The sequence below is a fragment of the Vogesella aquatica genome, assembly GCF_028548455.1.
In the GTDB taxonomy this organism is placed as follows: domain Bacteria; phylum Pseudomonadota; class Gammaproteobacteria; order Burkholderiales; family Chromobacteriaceae; genus Vogesella; species Vogesella aquatica.
Genome location: NZ_JAQQLF010000008.1, coordinates 173,130 through 190,456, shown reverse-complemented (window position 1 = coordinate 190,456; position 17,327 = coordinate 173,130). Strand labels below are relative to the sequence as shown.

General features: G+C 64.9%; 16 protein-coding genes and 1 pseudogene. 7 read left to right on the top strand and 10 right to left on the bottom strand.

Translation table 11 applies throughout. The annotated features are described in order from the left end of the window. Positions 1-222, top strand: a pseudogene (locus PQU95_RS08160) (transcriptional regulator); the annotation flags it as partial. Between the two features lie 15 nt (positions 223-237). Here PQU95_RS08160 and PQU95_RS08155 read toward each other — a convergent pair. Continuing rightward, positions 238-1,122, bottom strand: coding sequence for a DMT family transporter (locus PQU95_RS08155; protein WP_272751539.1), 885 nt, complete (start codon positions 1,120-1,122; stop codon positions 238-240). 86 nt (positions 1,123-1,208) lie between these two features. Between PQU95_RS08155 and PQU95_RS08150 the strand changes: the two genes are divergently transcribed. Further along, entirely contained in the window at positions 1,209-2,150 is a 942-nt protein-coding gene (locus PQU95_RS08150) for a LysR family transcriptional regulator (RefSeq protein ID WP_272751538.1), read from the top strand. Between the two features lie 69 nt (positions 2,151-2,219). Here the strand turns inward: PQU95_RS08150 and PQU95_RS08145 are convergent, their stop codons facing one another. Next, a complete protein-coding gene (locus PQU95_RS08145; RefSeq protein WP_272751537.1) occupies positions 2,220-2,999 on the bottom strand; it encodes a ferredoxin--NADP reductase in 780 nt (259 codons plus the stop codon). A gap of 243 nt (positions 3,000-3,242) precedes the next feature. On the opposite strand from PQU95_RS08145, the gene PQU95_RS08140 reads away from it, so the two are divergent. The 3 genes from PQU95_RS08140 to PQU95_RS08130 all read left to right on the top strand — a co-directional run bounded on the left by PQU95_RS08140 (position 3,243) and on the right by PQU95_RS08130 (position 6,197). Next, positions 3,243-4,232: an isocitrate/isopropylmalate dehydrogenase family protein gene (locus PQU95_RS08140; RefSeq protein ID WP_272751536.1), complete on the top strand. Its 990-nt coding sequence runs from the start codon at positions 3,243-3,245 to the stop codon at positions 4,230-4,232. 190 nt (positions 4,233-4,422) lie between these two features. Then, positions 4,423-5,673 carry an ATP-binding protein gene (locus tag PQU95_RS08135; protein WP_272751535.1) on the top strand — a complete coding sequence of 417 codons (1,251 nt, stop codon included), beginning with the start codon at positions 4,423-4,425 and terminating at the stop codon, positions 5,671-5,673. Further along, positions 5,670-6,197: a response regulator transcription factor gene (locus tag PQU95_RS08130; RefSeq protein ID WP_272751534.1), complete on the top strand. Its 528-nt coding sequence runs from the start codon at positions 5,670-5,672 to the stop codon at positions 6,195-6,197. The genes PQU95_RS08135 and PQU95_RS08130 overlap by 4 nt, the downstream gene beginning before the upstream one ends. Positions 6,198-6,546: 349 nt before the next feature. Here the strand turns inward: PQU95_RS08130 and PQU95_RS08125 are convergent, their stop codons facing one another. The 8 genes from PQU95_RS08125 to PQU95_RS08090 form a co-directional block, all read right to left on the bottom strand. Continuing rightward, a complete protein-coding gene (locus PQU95_RS08125; protein ID WP_272751533.1) occupies positions 6,547-7,728 on the bottom strand; it encodes a PAS domain-containing protein in 1,182 nt (393 codons plus the stop codon). A 128-nt stretch (positions 7,729-7,856) separates the two neighbouring features. Further along, the gene (locus tag PQU95_RS08120; RefSeq protein ID WP_272751532.1) at positions 7,857-9,239 is read right to left on the bottom strand and encodes an FAD-binding oxidoreductase; all 1,383 of its coding nucleotides are present in this window, start codon (positions 9,237-9,239) and stop codon (positions 7,857-7,859) included. After that, positions 9,232-9,573 (bottom strand): hypothetical protein, encoded by a 342-nt coding sequence (locus tag PQU95_RS08115; protein WP_272751530.1) that lies wholly within the window; start codon positions 9,571-9,573, stop codon positions 9,232-9,234. The genes PQU95_RS08120 and PQU95_RS08115 overlap by 8 nt, the downstream gene beginning before the upstream one ends. A gap of 8 nt (positions 9,574-9,581) precedes the next feature. Next, the gene (locus PQU95_RS08110; RefSeq protein ID WP_272751529.1) at positions 9,582-10,205 is read right to left on the bottom strand and encodes a glutathione S-transferase family protein; all 624 of its coding nucleotides are present in this window, start codon (positions 10,203-10,205) and stop codon (positions 9,582-9,584) included. Between the two features lie 74 nt (positions 10,206-10,279). Further along, the gene (locus PQU95_RS08105) at positions 10,280-10,948 is read right to left on the bottom strand and encodes an exopolysaccharide biosynthesis protein (RefSeq protein ID WP_272751528.1); all 669 of its coding nucleotides are present in this window, start codon (positions 10,946-10,948) and stop codon (positions 10,280-10,282) included. A 33-nt stretch (positions 10,949-10,981) separates the two neighbouring features. Then, a complete protein-coding gene (locus PQU95_RS08100; RefSeq protein WP_272751527.1) occupies positions 10,982-12,337 on the bottom strand; it encodes an aldehyde dehydrogenase family protein in 1,356 nt (451 codons plus the stop codon). Between the two features lie 116 nt (positions 12,338-12,453). Next, complete coding sequence (locus tag PQU95_RS08095) at positions 12,454-13,629, bottom strand: NAD(P)H-dependent flavin oxidoreductase (RefSeq protein WP_272751526.1); 1,176 nt, start codon at positions 13,627-13,629, stop codon at positions 12,454-12,456. Between the two features lie 147 nt (positions 13,630-13,776). After that, positions 13,777-14,352: a helix-turn-helix transcriptional regulator gene (locus PQU95_RS08090; protein ID WP_272751525.1), complete on the bottom strand. Its 576-nt coding sequence runs from the start codon at positions 14,350-14,352 to the stop codon at positions 13,777-13,779. A gap of 507 nt (positions 14,353-14,859) precedes the next feature. Between PQU95_RS08090 and PQU95_RS08085 the strand changes: the two genes are divergently transcribed. After that, entirely contained in the window at positions 14,860-15,828 is a 969-nt protein-coding gene (locus PQU95_RS08085; RefSeq protein ID WP_272751524.1) for a LysR family transcriptional regulator, read from the top strand. A gap of 153 nt (positions 15,829-15,981) precedes the next feature. Further along, positions 15,982-17,268 carry an NAD(P)/FAD-dependent oxidoreductase gene (locus PQU95_RS08080; RefSeq protein WP_272751523.1) on the top strand — a complete coding sequence of 429 codons (1,287 nt, stop codon included), beginning with the start codon at positions 15,982-15,984 and terminating at the stop codon, positions 17,266-17,268. Positions 17,269-17,327 lie beyond the last annotated feature (59 nt).

Below are 17,327 nucleotides of genomic sequence, written 5' to 3'. Positions count from 1 at the left end.
CTGGGCGTGGGCATTATTGCCTCGATGGCGGTGGACGCGCAGCGCGAGAGCCAGGTGCGCGTGGTGGAAGGCGCACCGCTGTTCGGGCACCAGACCACCCGCGTGGCCATCCGCCGCGGGCACTACCTGCGTAGCTACGCCTACCGCTTCATCGAGCTGTGCTCGGCGGCGCTGGACGAAGACACCGTACGCCAGGCCTTGCTGCCGGCAGTGCAGGACTGAGCCCTTCTTGTCTGTTTAGCTTGCGGCCAGTGGTCTGGCCGGCCACGCCAGCCACAAGGCCGCGCCGGCAATCATCAGCCCGCCCAACCAGCCGCTGGCAGCCAGCGGCTCGCCCAGCCAGCTCACCGCAAACAGCGCACCCCATAGTGGCTCGCTGCCTAGCAGCAGCGCCACCTTGCTGGGGCTGCTGGCTGCCAGCGCACGGTTCATTGCCCAGAACGCAAACAGTGTGCAGCACAGCGTCAGGAACAGCATAGGCAGCCAGAAGTCTGCCTGCTGCGGCAAGGCCGGCAGCCCGCCCGGCTGCAGCAGGCCCAGCGCCAGCGCCGCTGCGCCCACCAGCATGCCCTGCACCGCGGTCAGCCCCAGCATGTCTATGCCCTTGCCGGCGGTAAGCCTTGTGGCCAGGCAGCTCTGGAAGGCGCGGATCAGTGCCGCCAGCAGCATCAGCGCGTCGCCCTGGTTCAGGCCGCCACCCGCCATACCGGTGAGCAGCCAGGTGCCCAGCAGCGACACGATGGCGGCCAGCCACAGCTTGCCGGCCGGGCGCTTGCCCAGCCACAGCCATTCCACCGGCGGCGTCAGCAGCAGGCACAGGCTCACCAGAAACGCCGCCTTGCCGGCGCTGGTGTGCGCCACACCGGCGGTTTCGGCCAGAAAAATGGCCAGCAGACCCACGCTGGTGGGCAGCGCTACCCGTACCGTGGCGGCGCGCTGGGTTGCCGGTAAGCGTAGCCAGTACGGCAGTAGCAGGGCGGCGGTCAGCAAAAAGCGGATGGCAATGACACCGGCCACCGGATAGTAGGCCAGCGCGGTCTTCACCATGCTGTAGCTGCTGCCCCAGATCACGGCGGTGAGCAGCAACAGCATCTCGGGCGGGAGCGGGCGGCGGGTGGGCATGATTTTTCCTTGTTTTGTGTGTGGCCCAGTATGAAACTGTTCGAGTGGGCTGATAATCGGCTAATCAGGCAAAGGATTTGTGAGCCATGAGAACAAATGAACTGCTGCCGCTGCTGCCAGACCTGGCGGTGCTGGTGGATGTGGTGGAAGCCGGCTCGTTCAGTGCCGCGGCGCGGCTACAGGGCAGCACGCCGTCGGCGGTAAGCCGGCAGATGGCGCGGCTGGAGGCGGCGCTGGGCCTGACACTGCTGGAACGCAGCACGCGCCGGCTGCGGCTGACCAGCGGTGGGCAGGAAGTAGTCCGCCACGCGCGCAGCATGCTGGACGCCGCGCGGGCGGCCTGCGATGGCGCAGCGCGCCACGCCAGTACCATCGCAGGGCGGGTCAGGTTGGCCGCACCCAAGGCGGCTTTGCGCCAGATCATTCATCCACAGCTACCACTGCTCTTGCAGACTTATCCACAGCTGGCGCTGGAATTGCTGGTGAATGACCAGCCCGGCGACCTGATCGCCGACGGCGTAGATATTGCGCTGCGGCTGGGCGACCCGCCTGCCGGCTACGTGGCGCGGCCGTTCATGGTGGTGCGTACCAAGCTGTACGCCGCGCCCGCCTATCTGGCACAGCATGGCACGCCGCAGCACCCGTCCGAGCTGGTGCGCCACAGCTGCCTGCATCTGGCCGAGCAGGCAGGCGACGACGAGTGGTGTGCGGTTCGTGATAACGAGCGCGTGGTGGTGAATGTGCGCGGCCGCTACGCCGGCAACCATAGCGAGATGCGGCGCGAGGCCGCCGAATGGGGCATGGGTATTGCCAGCCTGCCCGACTTTACCGCCCGCCAGTCGCTGGCTAGTGGCACGCTGGTAGCGGTACTACCGGACTGGCAGCTGTTGGGGCGCTACCAAGGCACCAGCTGGCTGGTGTACCACGCCGACCGCTACCGCTCGGCACGGGTGCGCGCGGTGGTGGATTTCCTGCTGGGCGTGGCCACGCGGTTGGGTTATGGCGCATCCAGCCAGCCTGGGGGCTGACAAATCGCCGGTGCAAAGCAAAACACCCCGCCGTAGCGGGGTGTTGCAAGGTTGGCCGCAGGCCGGCGCTTACTTCTCGACGAAGGCGCGCTCGATCGCGAAGTGGCCTGGCTCGCCCATGCGTGGCGACTCTTTGAAACCCAGGTCTTCCAGAATGTGGCAAGTATCTTCCAGCATGGCCGGGCTGCCGCACAGCAGGGCGCGGTCGGTTTCCGGGTTCAGCTGCGGGATGCCCAGCTGCTTGGCCAGCTCGCCGCTCTTGATCAGGTCGGTCAGGCGGCCCTGGTTGCGGAACGGCTCGCGGGTCACGGTAGGGTAGTACACCAGTTTTTCGCTGATCATCTCGCCCAGGAACTCGTGCCCGGTCAGCTCTTTGGTGATGTAGTCGTGGTAGCCCAGCTCGTTTACCCAGCGTACGCCGTGGATCAGGAAGATCTTGTCGTACAGGTCGTACACTTCCGGGTCCTTGATGATGGACATGAACGGTGCCAGGCCGGTACCGGTAGACAGCAGGAACAGGTGCTTGGCGTTCGGCAGCAGGTTGTCCTGTACCAGGGTGCCGGTCGGTTTGCCGGAAATCACCACCTTGTCGCCCGGCTGCAGGTGCTGCAGGCGCGAGGTCAGCGGGCCGTTTTGCACTTTGATGGAGTAGAACTCCAGGTGCTCTTCCCAGTTGGCGCTGGCCACGGAGTAGGCGCGGATCAGCGGTTTGCCGTTCACTTCCAGACCGATCATCACGAACTGGCCGTTGATGAAACGCAGACCCGGGTCGCGGGTGCAGGTGAAGCTGAACAGGGTGTCGTTCCAGTGATGGACGGACAGGACGGTTTCGGTCGAAAGAGTAGCCATGTGGATTGTCTTTGAATACAGGCAAAAATCATCAAGCGCGTATTCTACCGCAGCTTGCAAATAACTGCTTGGACGGAAAGGTTCTGTCTTTATTGCATTTTTTGATATTAATCAATTTATATAATGACAGAAGTTCTCGATAAGCTTGCCTAGGTAGGCTGTCAGGGTGTCAGACAGTCTGTAGTTGCACGCTTACACGCTGCGCGCTATGTTGCCCTGCAACAACAACAGGGAGAAAGCGCGATGAAACTGTGCGTAATTGCCGGTGACGGCATAGGGCAAGAGGTGGTGCCGCAGGCGGTACGCGTGCTGCAAAGCATGCTGCCGGCACTGCAAACAGTGACAGCCGACGCCGGCTGGGCCACCTTCCAGCAACAGGGCACAGCGCTGCCGGCCGCTACATTGGCCGCTGCGCGCGATTGCGGTGCGGTGCTGTTTGGCGCGGTGAGCTCGCCGGCGCGGGCGGTGGCCGGCTACCGCTCGCCCATCGTACAGCTGCGGCGCCAGCTGGGCTGCCACGCTAACCTGCGGCCAACTCTCAGCCTGCCCGGCTGCGGTTTGCCGGGGCTGGATGTGCTGATCGTGCGCGAGAACACCGAAGACCTGTACGTGGGCGAAGAGCATAGCGATGGCGACACCGCCACCGCCGTCAAGCGCATTACCCGTGCCGCGTCGCTACGGGTGGCCGAGAGCGCGTTTGCGCTGGCCGCTGCCGCCGGGCGCCGCCGCGTCACCATCGTGCACAAGGCCAATATCCTGCCGCTGACCGACGGCCTGTTCCGCGACTGCGCGCGCGAGGTAGCCACGCGCTACCCGCAGCTGCAGGTAGACGAAATGCTGGTGGACACCGCCGCGCTGAAACTGGCGCAGGCGCCGCAGGCGTTCGACGTGCTGCTGGCACCCAACCTGTACGGCGACATCCTGTCCGACCTGGCGGCGGCCTTTGGCGGCGGCCTGGGCGTGGCGGCGTCGCTCAATCTGGGGCAGGGCGTAGCCATTGCCGAGCCGGTCCACGGCAGCGCGCCGGATATTGCCGGGCAGGGCGTGGCCAATCCGGTAGCCAGCCTGCTGTCGCTGGCCATGCTGCTGCGCCACCATTGGCAGCTGCCCGCGTTTGCCACGCAGCTGGAGCTGGCAGTGCAGCATGTACTGGCTGCAGGCACACGCACGCCGGACCTGGGCGGCAGCGCCAGCACGGCAGCGTTTTGCGATGCGGTGATGGCAGCCTTGTAGCCCCCTGCGGCAAGGTGTCGCATTCCGCTGGCGCTGGCCATGTATTACATTGTGTCTGGCAGGGGGGCGCCCCTGCATGCGAATAGAACACTTGATGCCGCCCTACTCCAAGAGGGCGGCTTTCTTTTTTGGGCGCGACAAAATGCCGCAGCCTTGCGCCGGCTGGCATGCCGGATGGTAAAGTGCCGCCATGATGCCCACTGTGTTTCCGGCCCTGTTTGCGGCCAACCTCGAACTGGTTCACCAGCGCCTGCTGCAGCTGCGCTGGGTCATGCTGCTGGCGGCCTTGCTGCTGATCGTGTTGGGCCAGCTCGCCGGCCTGGTCTTGCCGCTGGTGCTGCTGGGCCAAGCCTGGCTGACGCTCGCCTTGCTGAATCTGGCTACGCCATGGCTGGCGGCGCAGGGCTGGCAGGCGCGCAGCCTGATCAGCCTGGGCCTGCTGGCCGATATGGTGGTGCTCACCGAAATGCTGGCCTTTACCGGCGGTGCGGCCAACCCGCTGGCCTCGCTTTACTTGCCGCCGGTCTTGTTTGGCGCCTTGCTATTGCCACCGGCGCGCGCCTGGGCGCTGGCCATCATCAGCCTGATGGCTTATGGCCTGCTGTTTGTCTGGCACTTGCCGTGGCCGCTGGCAGGCAGCGATGCCGCTTACGCCTTCCAGCTACACCTGGTGGGGATGTGGATCACCTTTGCCGTGTCGGTCACGCTGCTGACCGGCTTTGTGTCCTATCTTGCCTGGCAGCTATCCCAGCGCGAGGCGGCGCTGGCTGCCGCGCGCGAGGCGCAGCTGCGCGACGAGCAGCTGGTCGCGCTAGGGGTACAGGCTGCCGGGGCGGCGCACACCCTGTCTACGCCGCTCAATACGCTGACCCTGCTGTGCGACGACATGCTGGCCAGCTACACCACGCCGCCTGCGCTGATCGAAGACCTGCAGCTGATGCACAGCCAGCTGGCAGTGTGCCGCGACGCGCTGGCCAGGCTGAAAGCCGGCGCCGAAAGCCGGCCGGCGCCGCAGCCCTTGTGCGAGGCGCTGGACGAGCGCCTGCAGGGCTGGTATTCCAGCCGCCCGGATGTGAAGCTGTTACGCCACGGCCTGCTGCAGGGCGGGCCGATGGTGGCGTTCGACCCGCGTTTCTGGCCGGCATTTTTCAATCTGCTGAATAACGCCGCCGAGGCGGGCGGCGGCGAGGTGGAGCTGACGGTGGCCAGCAGCGCAGGCTGGCTGACGCTGCAGATCCACAACCGCCGTGGCAGCCTGAGCGATGCCCAGCTGGCCCGTGCCGGCCTGGCCCCGCTGGACAGCAACAAGCCTGCCGGCCTGGGCCTGGGGGTGATGCTGTCGCACGTGACGCTGTCGCACCTGGGTGGCGAACTTAACCTGGATAACGACCCGCAGGGCGGCGTGTGTGCCACCTTGCGCCTGCCACTGGATACACCATGAACGATTTGCTGATTATTGATGACGACCTGGCGTTTGCCGGGGTACTGGCGCGCAGCCTGGCGCGGCGTGGCTATAGCGTGCGCCATGCGGCCAACCCTGACGCAGCGCTGGCCGAGCTGGCCCAGCTAGCGCCACCGCAGATCATTCTGGACCTGAACCTGGCCGGTGAAAGCGGCCTGCGCCTGCTGCCACAGCTGCTGGAAAAAGCACCGGCGGCACGCGTACTGGTGCTGACCGGTTACGCCAGCATCGCCACCGCAGTAGAGGCGGTAAAGCTGGGCGCGGTGAACTATCTGGCCAAGCCGGCCGGGGTGGACGATATTCTGGGCGCGCTGGGCCAGGTGGCGGCCAACCCCGAGCAGGACGTGACCGCGCAGCCGATGTCGCTCAAGCGCGTGAGCTGGGAGCACCTGCAGCGCGTGCTGGCCGAGCACGGCGGCAATGTGTCGGCCACGGCGCGCGCCCTCAATATGCACCGCCGCACGCTGCAACGCATGCTGGCCAAGCGGCCGGTGAAAAGCTGAGCCCGCAGGCACCGGCCACCGGCGTGGGCTTGCCAAACGCTTGTCCGGTACGCGCCAGGCACGGTATGTGCATAAAGGCTTGCGGGCGGTTATCCGCACAGTGCCTATGCGTTGCCTGGCCGCAAAAGCCGGCGCAAGTCCCTGATAAAAAAATGGACAATCTAGAGCAATTGCGTTAAATTGTGCAGCGCACTCAAGCCGAAAGGTTTTTGTGGTGTTAGCCCCTCGAAGCATCGTGTCGGCCCCTCGCCGGCGAGATGTTTCTTCCTCGTGTTGGCCCCTGTGGAGTTTCCCAGGGGATTTTTTTTTGCCTGTCGCTTTTGCTCCCGCTTTGCTGCCGTGCTCTGCCTCAGCCAGGCTCGGGCTGATGTTGTCCTCCGTCTTCGGGCTGGCCAAGCTCGCTAATGGATGCCAGTACGTGTGGCTTGTTACCCACCATCAGCGGTGACAAGCCTATCTTGCACGGAAACAGGCTGCCATCACGCCGTCTGGCTTGCAGCACCTGGCTGTCTGCCATATGGCGGCTTGCCGGGCTTTGCAGGTATTGCTTCATCTTGCCTTGGTGCTGTGCACGCTGCGCTTCCGATAGCAAATAGCTGAAATGCTGCCCCAGCAGGGTGGCGCGCGGGTAGCCGAACAGGCTTTCCATGCGGCTGTTGACCAGCCGGATCAGCCCGGCATCGTCTACCATCATCAGCCCGTCCGGAATCGCCTCTACCACTTGGCGCAGTAGCGCTTCGTTTTGCCGCAGTGCGTCTTCGCTGCGCATGCGCGCGCTGATATCAATGGCCGACGGAATCAGGTGGGTAATGCGGCCGTATTCGTCGCGCAGAGGTGCCAGCATGAAGTCGATAGGCGTCAGCGCGTTGTCGGCCAGGCGTACCACCACATCAAAGCGGGATACCTCACCGCAGGCCGCGCGCAGTACCGCGTGCTGTATCTGTGCCTGTATCTGCGGGGAATAGTTCCACCAGGGGCAGTCCCAGAACTTCAGCCCGCGGACGTCTTCGATGCGTATGCCGGCGGCGTCCAGCGGCGCACGGTTGGCACTTTGCAAGGTGCCGTCCGTGGCCAGTACGCCGACAAAGGCAAACAGATTGTCCAGCACGCGGCGCAGGTGGCCTTCGTTTTCGCGCTGTACCCGTTCGGCTTCGTAGCGGGCGGTCACGTCTTCTACCATGGCGACAATGCCGCAGGGCTGGCCATCGGGCATGGGCAGCGGGTGGTAGCTGGCTTCCCAGTGCCGCAACTGGCCGGAGCCGGGCGGGATCTCGGCGCTGGCGGCAAAGCGCGTACGTGCCTTGCCACTGCTTTGTACCGCCTGCATGATCGCCTCCAGCGCAGGGCCGGCGTCGGGTATCACGTCACGCGGGCGGCGACCGATATGGGCTGACGGGGGCAGACCATTGGAATCCGCCAGCCGCTGGTTGATATGCAGGTAACGGAAATCGGCGTCCAGCACGGCAATGCCGATCGGTACGCTAGTCAGCAGGGTGTTTACCAGCCCTGATGGGTCGATGAGGCAGGACATGCAGCAGCCTTTTATCGAAATAATCAATATTCAGGATAGCCATCTGTCCTGACAAAACAATGCTTTTCGGATACCGGTATACAGGGCGCATGTCATGCCGGCGGCAGCGTCAGCCTGTAGCGTAGCGTTTACAGCCAACGCCCCGGGTTCATGATGCTGTGCGGGTCCAGCTGCTGCTTGATGCCGCGCATAATGGCCAGCGCTACCGGGTCTTTGTACTGCGACAGCCAGTGCGCCTTCAGCTGGCCTATGCCGTGCTCGGCTGCCAGCGTGCCACGGTAGCGGTACACGTGTTCGTAGACAATGGCGTTGACCGCGTCCTCGTCGGTAAACAGTTCGGCGTTGCCGGGGCGGGTGTAGCTGATGTTGTAGTGCAGGTTGCCGTCGCCGGCGTGGCCGAAGGCGACGATGCGCACACCGGGGAAGGCCGCGTCCAGCGCGGCACCGCAGCTGGCCAGAAAGGCGGGGATGGCCGAGCTTGGCACGCCGATATCGTGCTTGATGCTGGGGCCTTCGCGCTTTTGCATGTCGGAGATGTCTTCGCGCAGCTGCCACAGGCTGGCGCGTTCGGTCTCGCTTTGCGCCAGCACGCCATCGTGGAAGTCTTGGCCACCCAGCCACTGTTCGAAGCTGGCTTGCAGCGCGGCCGGCTCGCCGCCGTCGGACAGCTCCACCAGCAGCGCCCACGGCGCAAAGAACGGCATGCAGCCGGGCTTGTGGCGCTCGGAGATGCGCTGGCAAGGTTCGGAGATCATCTCGAAGGTGGTCAGGCGGTCGCCAAAGCGTGCCTGCAGCGCGTTCAGCGCGGCGATGGCGGCCTCGGCGCTGTCTACCGCCAGCAGCGCGGTGCTGTAGGCGGTGGGCAGTGCAAACAGCTTGAGCGTAGCGCCGGTAATCAGCCCCAGCTGGCCTTCTGCGCCGATGAATAGCTGCTTCACGTCCAGCCCGGTGGTGTCCTTGCGCAGTGCGGACAGCGCGTCCAGCAGCGTGCCGTCCGGTAATACCACCTCCAGCCCCAGCGTCAGCTCGCGCATGGTGCCGTAGCGCAGCACCGCCAGGCCGCCGGCGTTGGTGGACAGGTTGCCGCCGATCTGGCAGCTGCCTTCGCTGGCCAGCGACAGCGGAAACAGCCGCCCCACGCTGGCGGCCGCCTGCTGTACCTGGGCCAGCGTGCAGCCGGCGTCCACGGTGATCGACAGGTTGGCCGCATCGATATGGCGCACGCGCTGCATGCGACGCAGGCCGATGATCAGCTGGCGGCCGCTGGTGTCCGGTGTGGCAGCCCCGCAAGTGGAGGTATTGCCGCCTTGCGGCACGATGGCGATGCCTTCCGCTGCGCACAAGGTGACGAGTGCGGTCACTTCGTCGCGGCTGGCCGGTAGCGCCATTGCCAGCGGCAGGCCGGTATAGCGGCCACGCATGTCGGTCACCGCCGGGGCCAGGTCGTGCGGGTCGGTAAGCAGGTTGGCCGCACCCACAATGGCGGCCAGGCGGGCGTGCAGATCAGTCATCTTGGGCTTCCGTTTCGGGGCGGGCTTCGACGTAGGCATCACAACCGTGGCCTATGGCCAGGTAGCGGCGCGCCAGGCGCTGGAATAGCGGCGCGGCGGCGGCGGGTAGCCAGCGCAGGTAGTGGCGCGGCGCCAGCAGCAGGCCGCAGCCGTAGCGGGTATCGGCGGCCTGCCATTGCAGCGCCGGGCAGGCGCCGTGGCGGTGGCCCAGCAGCAGGCGCGATAGCGGGCAGGGCGCGGCGGCGCAGCACACGCCACAGCCATTGCACGGCGCACCCGGCATGGGTTTGGCCGGTGCTGCGTGCTGTAGCCAGATGCGCTGCGGCTGCACCATGGCGGGGTTTACTCGTCGATATCCGGTGCCATCAGCGTGGCCGGGTGTTCCCAGCCCGGCTGCGCAGCGATGCGCGCCAGCCAGGCGGCCACATGCGGCCAGGCGTCCAGCGTCAGGCCGGCGTCGTCGATCAGCCACAGGTAGGCGCTGGCCGACAGGTCGGCAATGGTCAGACCGCTGGGCAATAGGTAAGCCTGGCCTGCCAGGTGGGCATTCAGTACGTCCAGGTCGCGGCGGGTGCGAGCCTCCAGCCAGGCGTCGGCACCCGCATCCAGTGGGGCAAACTTGCGCGCGTAGCGCAGGTTGGGCAGCGAAAAGCCAATGCGGTTGGCCTCCCAGCTCAGCCATTCGCGAATGCCCTGGCGCTCGCCGGGCTGGCCGGCCAGTACGCCTTCGCTTTCGGCCAGCCATTGCAGGATGGCGTTGGATTGCACCATGGGCTCGCCGTCCACCACCAGGGCTGGTACTTCGTCCCAGCGGCTGGCGGCGCGGAAGTCGGCGTCGCGTTCTTCGCGCGGCAGGCTCAGCGACACGTGGCGGTATTCGTGCGATACATCGCCCAGTACCAGGGCCAGGCGCACTTTGTAGCTGTGGCCGGAAAGACGGTTGCCGAACAGGGTGATCTTGCTCATGTGGGGTTCCTGTGCCTGCGTGGGCGTATGCATAAAAGCACGATGATACGCGCAAGGCGCGGGCGGTGGCAGCCCTATAGCCAGCCGCCCGGCAGGCGCTGCGCCAGCCATAGCAAGATTTCCGCCCCGGCCCACCACAGTAGCCCCACGTAGAGCCAGGCCAGCACGGTAGCCACATAGCCGGCCAGCAGCAGGCCGCCGTCGCGCACGCGCAGGCCCCAGGCCAGCAGGGCGATGGCGGCGGCGGGTACCACGTTGTCGAACGACACCAGCGGCATTGGCGTCATCATCGATGCACCGGCCAGCGCCAGCATGCCGCCGTTCAGCCAGCGCCAGCGCGGGCCGCTCAGGGCCAGCAGGCGCGGCTGGCTGATGCGCCCCAGCACGCCGGCCAGGCGGTGCAGGACGCGGTGCAGCGGGCCATGCAAGGCGGGCGGGACATGGCGGCGGCCCAGCCAGGCGGGCAGCGGAAAGGGGCGGGCCAGCGCGACAGACAGCGCGACCAGCAGGCAAAACGCCCCTACTGTGGTGGCCATGCCGGGGATGGCTACCGGTAACAGCAGCGGTGCGGCCAACAGCCCCAGCCAGGTGAGCTGCTGGCGCGGGTGGCGGCCGATGACCTCGCCTAGCGTGCCGTGCTGCAGCTGCTGGGCGGCCAGCGCGATGCGCAGCCAGCTGCTGCGTGGTGTGGTTTTAAGCGAACGGCGGCGGGTAGGCAGCATGGTGGCGGCAAGTGAAAGCAACAGTGCGATGCGACCGCCCCGTTACCCACCAGTTCACTTTTGCCAGTAGGTTTTCACGTTCACGAACTCGTACAGGCCGAACTCGGACAGCTCGCGGCCGTAGCCGGAAGCTTTCACGCCGCCAAACGGCAGCCGCAGGTCGGAGCTGGTGTAGCGGTTGATGAACACCGCGCCGGCCTCGATCTCGCGGCCCAGCTGCCAGGCGCGTTCCACATCGGCGCTGAAAATGCTGGCGCCCAGGCCGAACGGCGTGTCGTTGGCCAGGCGCAGCGCGTCGGCCTCGTCGCGGGCGCGCAGGATGGTGGCCACCGGGCCGAACACTTCTTCCTGGTACACGCGGCAGGCGGGGCTAACGTGGTCCAGCACCGTGGCGGGGTAAAAGAAGCCGGCACCGTGCGGCATTACGCCGCCGGCCAGCAGGCTGGCGCCGTGGCTCACCGCGTCCAGCACCTGGGCGTGCAGCGCTTCGCGCAAATCGGCGCGCGCCAGTGGTGCCAGCGTGGTGTGCTCGTCGGCCGGGTGGCCGGGGCGCAGCGCGGCCACGTGTTGCAGAAAGCGCGCGATGAAGGCGTCGGCAATCTCGGGTACCACGATCATGCGCTTGGCGGCGTTGCAGCTCTGGCCGGCATCGCGGTAGCGCGAATGGGCGGCTTCCTGCGCGGCGGCGTCGATGTCGGCGTCGGCCAGCACGATAAACGGGTTGCTGCCGCCCAGCTCCAGCACGGTTTTCTTCAGGTGGCGGCCGGCCAGCGCGGCCACCTGGCGGCCGGCGCTGGTGGAGCCGGTAAACGCCACCGCGTCGCAGCCCTTGATGGCGTCTTCGGCCATGTCGTGGTTGATCCAGGCCACGTCCAGCACGTCCAGCCCGGCTTCGTGCACGATATCCAGCAGCAGCGCCGTGCATTGCGGTACCGACGGTGCCGGTTTCACCAGGCAGCCGTTGCCGGCCATCAGCGCCGGGATGGCAAAGCGCAGTACCTGCCACACCGGGTAGTTCCACGGCATGATGGCCAGCACCAGGCCCAAGGGCTCGAAGGCCACGCCGCTACGGCTGGCCTGGGTCGGGATGTCTTTGGGCGCCAGCAGCGTGGGTGCCAGCTCGGCGTAGTAGCGGATCAGCTGGGCTGATTTATCGATCTCGGCCAGGCATTCGCGTTCCAGCTTGCCCACCTCCAGCGATACCAGCGCGGCCAGCGCGTGGCGGTGCGCGCTCAGCGCATCGGCCAGGCGCAGCAGGCGGCTGGCGCGGGTGGCGGTATCCAGGTGGGCCCAGGCGTGCTGGGCGCACCGCAGGGCCGCCAGCTGGCTGGCCAGTTGCTCGCTGCTGGCAATCGGGCGGGTGAAGACGACTTCGCCGGAGGCGGGGTTACAGCTGGTGAAGGCGGTCATGGCAGGGCGTAGTAAAGGGGTTACATGACGGAAGCACCCCACTGTAACAAATGCGGCCAACCCTGACCACGCTGCCGCAGCACGGGTAGGGTTGGCCGCAGCAGTAAGGCGGGTGTTTATACCGGCTGCAGGTCCAGTGGTTTTTCGCCGGTCAGGAAGTAGTGCATGGTTTCGCTGGCGCTGCGGATGGCATCGCCAAACGGCAGCGGGTCGGCGCCGCGGAAGAACAGCCCCTTGCTGACCTCGCCACGGAAGGCGGCCGCCAGTTTGAGGTCGATGCAGAACTGGCCCACCTTGGCCAGGCCGTCGCGCAGGCCGCATACGGTCAGGCAGTTCAGCGCCTGCGTGCAGCGCGCCGGGTCGGCTTTGGCGTTGGCCTGCAGCTTGTCTTCGCGCTTGAGGTAGCTCTTGAGGAACGGCGTCAGCACGCCGCGCGCCGGCAGGCCGGCTACCGACATGAATTCGGCAATATCGTCGCGGCTGGCACCGGCCAGTGTGCGCTTGAAGTTGATGTGGGCATCGCCGTCGCTGGTCACGGCAAAGGCGGTGCCGATCTGCACGGCGCTGGCACCGTAGCCGTTCAGGTAGGTCTGTACTTTTTCGTGGCTGTTGACACCGCCGGCCACGATCAGCGGTACGCGCTCGCGCTCCAGCCCCAGGTCTTTGAACAGCGCGAAGGATTCTTCCAGCACGCGGGCAAAGTCGAATTTGCTATCGCCCACGTCGGCAATGCGCGCCGCGCCCAGGTGGCCACCGGCGTGATTGGGGTGCTCGATCACGATGGCGTCCGGCAGGCGGCCCTTTTTCATCCAGCGTTTGAGCACGATACCGATACCGCGCGATTCGGACAGGATGGGAATCAGCGCCACGTCGGGGTGGCTGGCGGTCATTTCCGGCAGGTCCAGCGGCAGGCCGGCCCCCATCACCACCGCGTGGGCGCCCGATTCGCACGCCTGGCGTACCAGCGCGGCGTGGTTGTCTACCGCCTTCATCACGTTCACCGCTACCATGCCGTGCCCTTCCGCCCGCGCCAGTGCGCCCTTGATTTCGCGGTCCAGCGCGATCAGGTTCAGGCGGTTGATGCCTTCCTGGCCGTGCTGGTTGGCCGCATCGGCCATCAGGTCATCGTGCAGATGGCGCAGGTCCACGCTGGCCACGGTGCCCAGGCCGCCCGCCCGCGCCACGGCGCCGGCCAGCTGTTTGGCGGAGATGCCCACGCCCATGCCTCCTTGCACGATGGGCAGGAGTTCACGGCCACGGATGACGAGGGGAGCAAAAAGGGAGCGGGACATGCGTGCTTTCGGGGGTGATTAGAGCAGGAGCGCAATTCTGACCAGCGTAAAAAAGCCGTGCGTTGACGAGCGTCAAGCACGGCCGGATAGGGCAATGTCCTGCCTGGGGCCCGCGCCTTGGCAAGAAATAGTGTTAACAGGCCCTTTTCAGGCCGCCAGGCCTTTCTGGATGCCCAGCACAATGGCGTGGGTGCGGTTATTGGCTTCCAGCTTGCGGATGATGTTGGCCGCGTGGAATTTCACCGTGCGCTCGCTGATATCCAGGATGGTGGCGATTTCCCAATTGGTCTTGCCGCGCATCATCCAGTGGAAGATGTCCTTCTCGCGGTGCGACAGCGGGTTGCTGCTGCCAGGGGCCGGTGCCAGACGCTGCAGCGTGGGGTGCAGATGTGGCAACAGGCCGCCCAGCATGCGCAGGGTAGCGGCGTCATCGGCCACGCGCGGTTGCACGTACAACAGGGTGGCCAGGCCATCGCGGTGCATGGCAAAGCAGGCGGTAGCCGGGCTGGTGTGGGCCAGCCAGGTAAATTGCACTTCGCTGCCGATATCGGCTGGCAGCCGCTGCCAGTCGTGGCTATGACAAGCAGCTGGCTGGCCCAGTGTGCGCGGGTTGGCCGTCCAGCCTTGCGGCGTGGCCGAGCCATGAATAATCCACAGGGCAGCGACCGCATTGTCGCTAGCTAGCGTGTGCAGGAAAGCGTGCAGTTCTCTCTCGTCTGCCATCTGCGGCAGGCTGTGGATCCACTCTAGAAGCTGGCAAAGCTGAGTGTGTGACAGACCTGCGGAGATTGAGCCAGACGCAAAAGGTATACCTTTCGACATCCTGTTCCCCTTTTATGTTTTATGTATTGAACCCTTATCTTAACCAAGGGTCGTAGCAGGCCCAACAATTCTTCTCTTATTGATGAGTAAATGTAATGGCTGCTATCTGGCTGGGTATTGCCCTTACATAAAACCGGCCTCTGCGCTCGTCAGGCTTGTTGCAAAAGCGCATCACTTTGCAAACTGGCTATTTGGACGGGGGAAAACTGGCCCAATGGCGGGTGACTAAGGGTATTTGTGCGTGATATGACGTCATTTGACAGGAAATGCGAAAATATCTTTAAGCGATTCTGGTTTTGTCCTATTATTTGTCAGTGAAACTGTCAATTTCACCAAGCTTTACCCCAAAGCCATTTTTAAATAGGGTGTTTTCCTACACCTGTTATATGTCATCTGCGAGATAGCCCAATGGATACTTTAAAAGCGCTAATGGTCTTCATGACCACTGCTGAGAACGGCAGCTTTTCCGATGCTGCTCGCAAGCTGGGCGTCTCGCCAGCTGCCGTCAGCCAGAGTATTGCCCGTCTGGAGCAAGAGCTGGAGGTGCGTTTGTTCAACCGCACCACCCGCCAGCTGACACTGACTGAAGACGGTCGCCGTTTTTATGCACAGTGCCGAGGCCCGGTAAACAACCTGGATTCGGCTATCAACCAGCTCAAAGCCAGCCGCGACGAGCCCGCTGGCCATCTACGCATCAGTTTGCCTAATGCTTTCGGCCGACGCTTCATCCTGCCGCTGATGGAAGAATTCTGCCAGCGCTATCCGAAGATCCGTGTGTTCTTTGGCATGGACGATCATTTCAGCGATCTGATCGAAGACGGTTACGACGTAGGCGTGCGTGTGGGCATGATGCCCGATAGCCGCATGGTGGCACGCCATCTGGCGCATATCCCGCAATACGTGGTGGCCTCGCCGGCCTACTGGGCCGAGCACGGCAAGCCGCGCAGCCCGGAAGAGCTGTCGGCGCACGACTGTATCAACTTCCAGTTCCCGACCTCGGGCCGGCTGTACAAGTGGGAGTTCGAACGCAATGGCGAGCGTATTCCGCTGGAGGTGACCGGTACCTACACGGTGAACGATGTGGATTCGGTGGTGGAAATGGCCCGCCTGGGCCTGGGCGTGGCGCAGCTGCCGGGGCACGAAGTGCTGGCCGACGTGCGTGCTGGCCGCCTGCAGGCGGTACTGACCGACTACGTATCGATGGAGCGCTCCATCTATATCTGCTTCCCGCACCGCGACCACATTGCGCCGCGTACCCGCGTGTTTGTCGATTTTGCGGTGGAAAAACTGCTGGACCACCCGGACATTATTGCCGACCTGCCAGGCGTAGACCTGTCGGCCAAGCGCGAAGCGCTGCGCATGCACCTGGGCCTGTAAACCCGCTGCAGTGTCGCCCACAGCCCGGCTTGCCGGGCTTTTTTACGACATGGCCGTTTAACATATTAGACAAAGTGTGGGCGCTTGCGCATAATCCAAGCATAAACCCGCGCCTGTTGGCCGCAAGTGTTTAAAAAATGGATGGGATACCTCATGAGTCAGCGCATCGAACACACTAATTCCTACTACGCCTATTCGGCTAACCCCAGCCCGGAGCGCCCAGCGCTGGCGGGGAGCGTGCGGGCAGACGTCTGCGTGATTGGCGCCGGCTATACCGGTATCTCCACCGCACTGCACCTGGCGGAAGCCGGCTTGAACGTGGTGGTGCTGGAAAGCGCCCGCGTGGGCTGGGGTGCCTCCGGCCGCAACGGCGGCCAGATTGTGAACAGCTACAGCCGCGATATGGATGTGATCGAAGCGCGCCACGGCAAGGAAGCCGCCAAGCGCCTGGGCGCCATGGCTTTTGAAGGCGGCAAGATCATCCGCGAGCGCATCGCCAAATACAACATCCAGTGCGACCTGAAAGACGGCAATGTGTTTGCCGCCTTTACCCACAAGCAGCTGGACGAGCTGGACGCCAAGCGCAGGCTGTGGGAAAGCTTCGGCCACACCGGTATCCAGATGGTCGACAAGGCCGGCATGCAGCGCATCGTGAACTCCGATGAATACGTGGGCGCATTGCTGGACAACTGGGGTGGCCATATCCACCCGCTGAACCTGGTGTTGGGCGAGGCGGCCGCGTTCGAGTCGCTGGGTGGCCGCATTTATGAACAATCTGCCGTTACCGAGGTGGTACGCGGCCAGGCTGCCGTGGTGAAAACCGCTGGCGGCCAGGTGACTGCCGATTTTGTGGTGGTGGCCGGTAATGCCTATCTGGGCGACCTGATTCCGATGCTGGCCGAGAAAACCCTGCCGTGCGGCACCCAGGTGGTAACGACCGAGCGCCTGTCGCCCGAGCTGGCGCGCAGCCTGCTGCCCGGCGACAACTGCGTGGAAGACTGCAACTTCCTGCTGGACTACTACCGCCTGACCGGCGACAACCGCCTGCTGTACGGCGGCGGCACGGTATACGGTGCGCGCGACCCGGGCGCGATCGAAAGCCTGATCCGCCCGAAAATGCTGAAAACCTTCCCGCAGCTGAAAGACGTGAAAATCGAATTCGGCTGGACCGGCAACTTCTCGCTCACGCTCACGCGCCTGCCGCAGGCCGGCCGTATCGATAACAACATCTACTACTCGCAAGGCTGCAGCGGCCACGGTGTCACCTACACCCACCTGGCCGGCCGCATCATGGCCGAAGCCATTCGCGGCCAGAGCGAGCGCTTTGACGCCTTTGCCAGCCTGCCGCATTACCCGTTCCCGGGTGGTCGCCTGTTCCGTGTGCCCATGCTCACGCTGGGTGCCTGGTGGTACGGCATGCGCGACAAGCTGGGCCTGTAATACCGGCGGGTGCCTGGCACCCGCCTTACGCTCTGTCCATCCTGGGCTGGCCTTGTGCC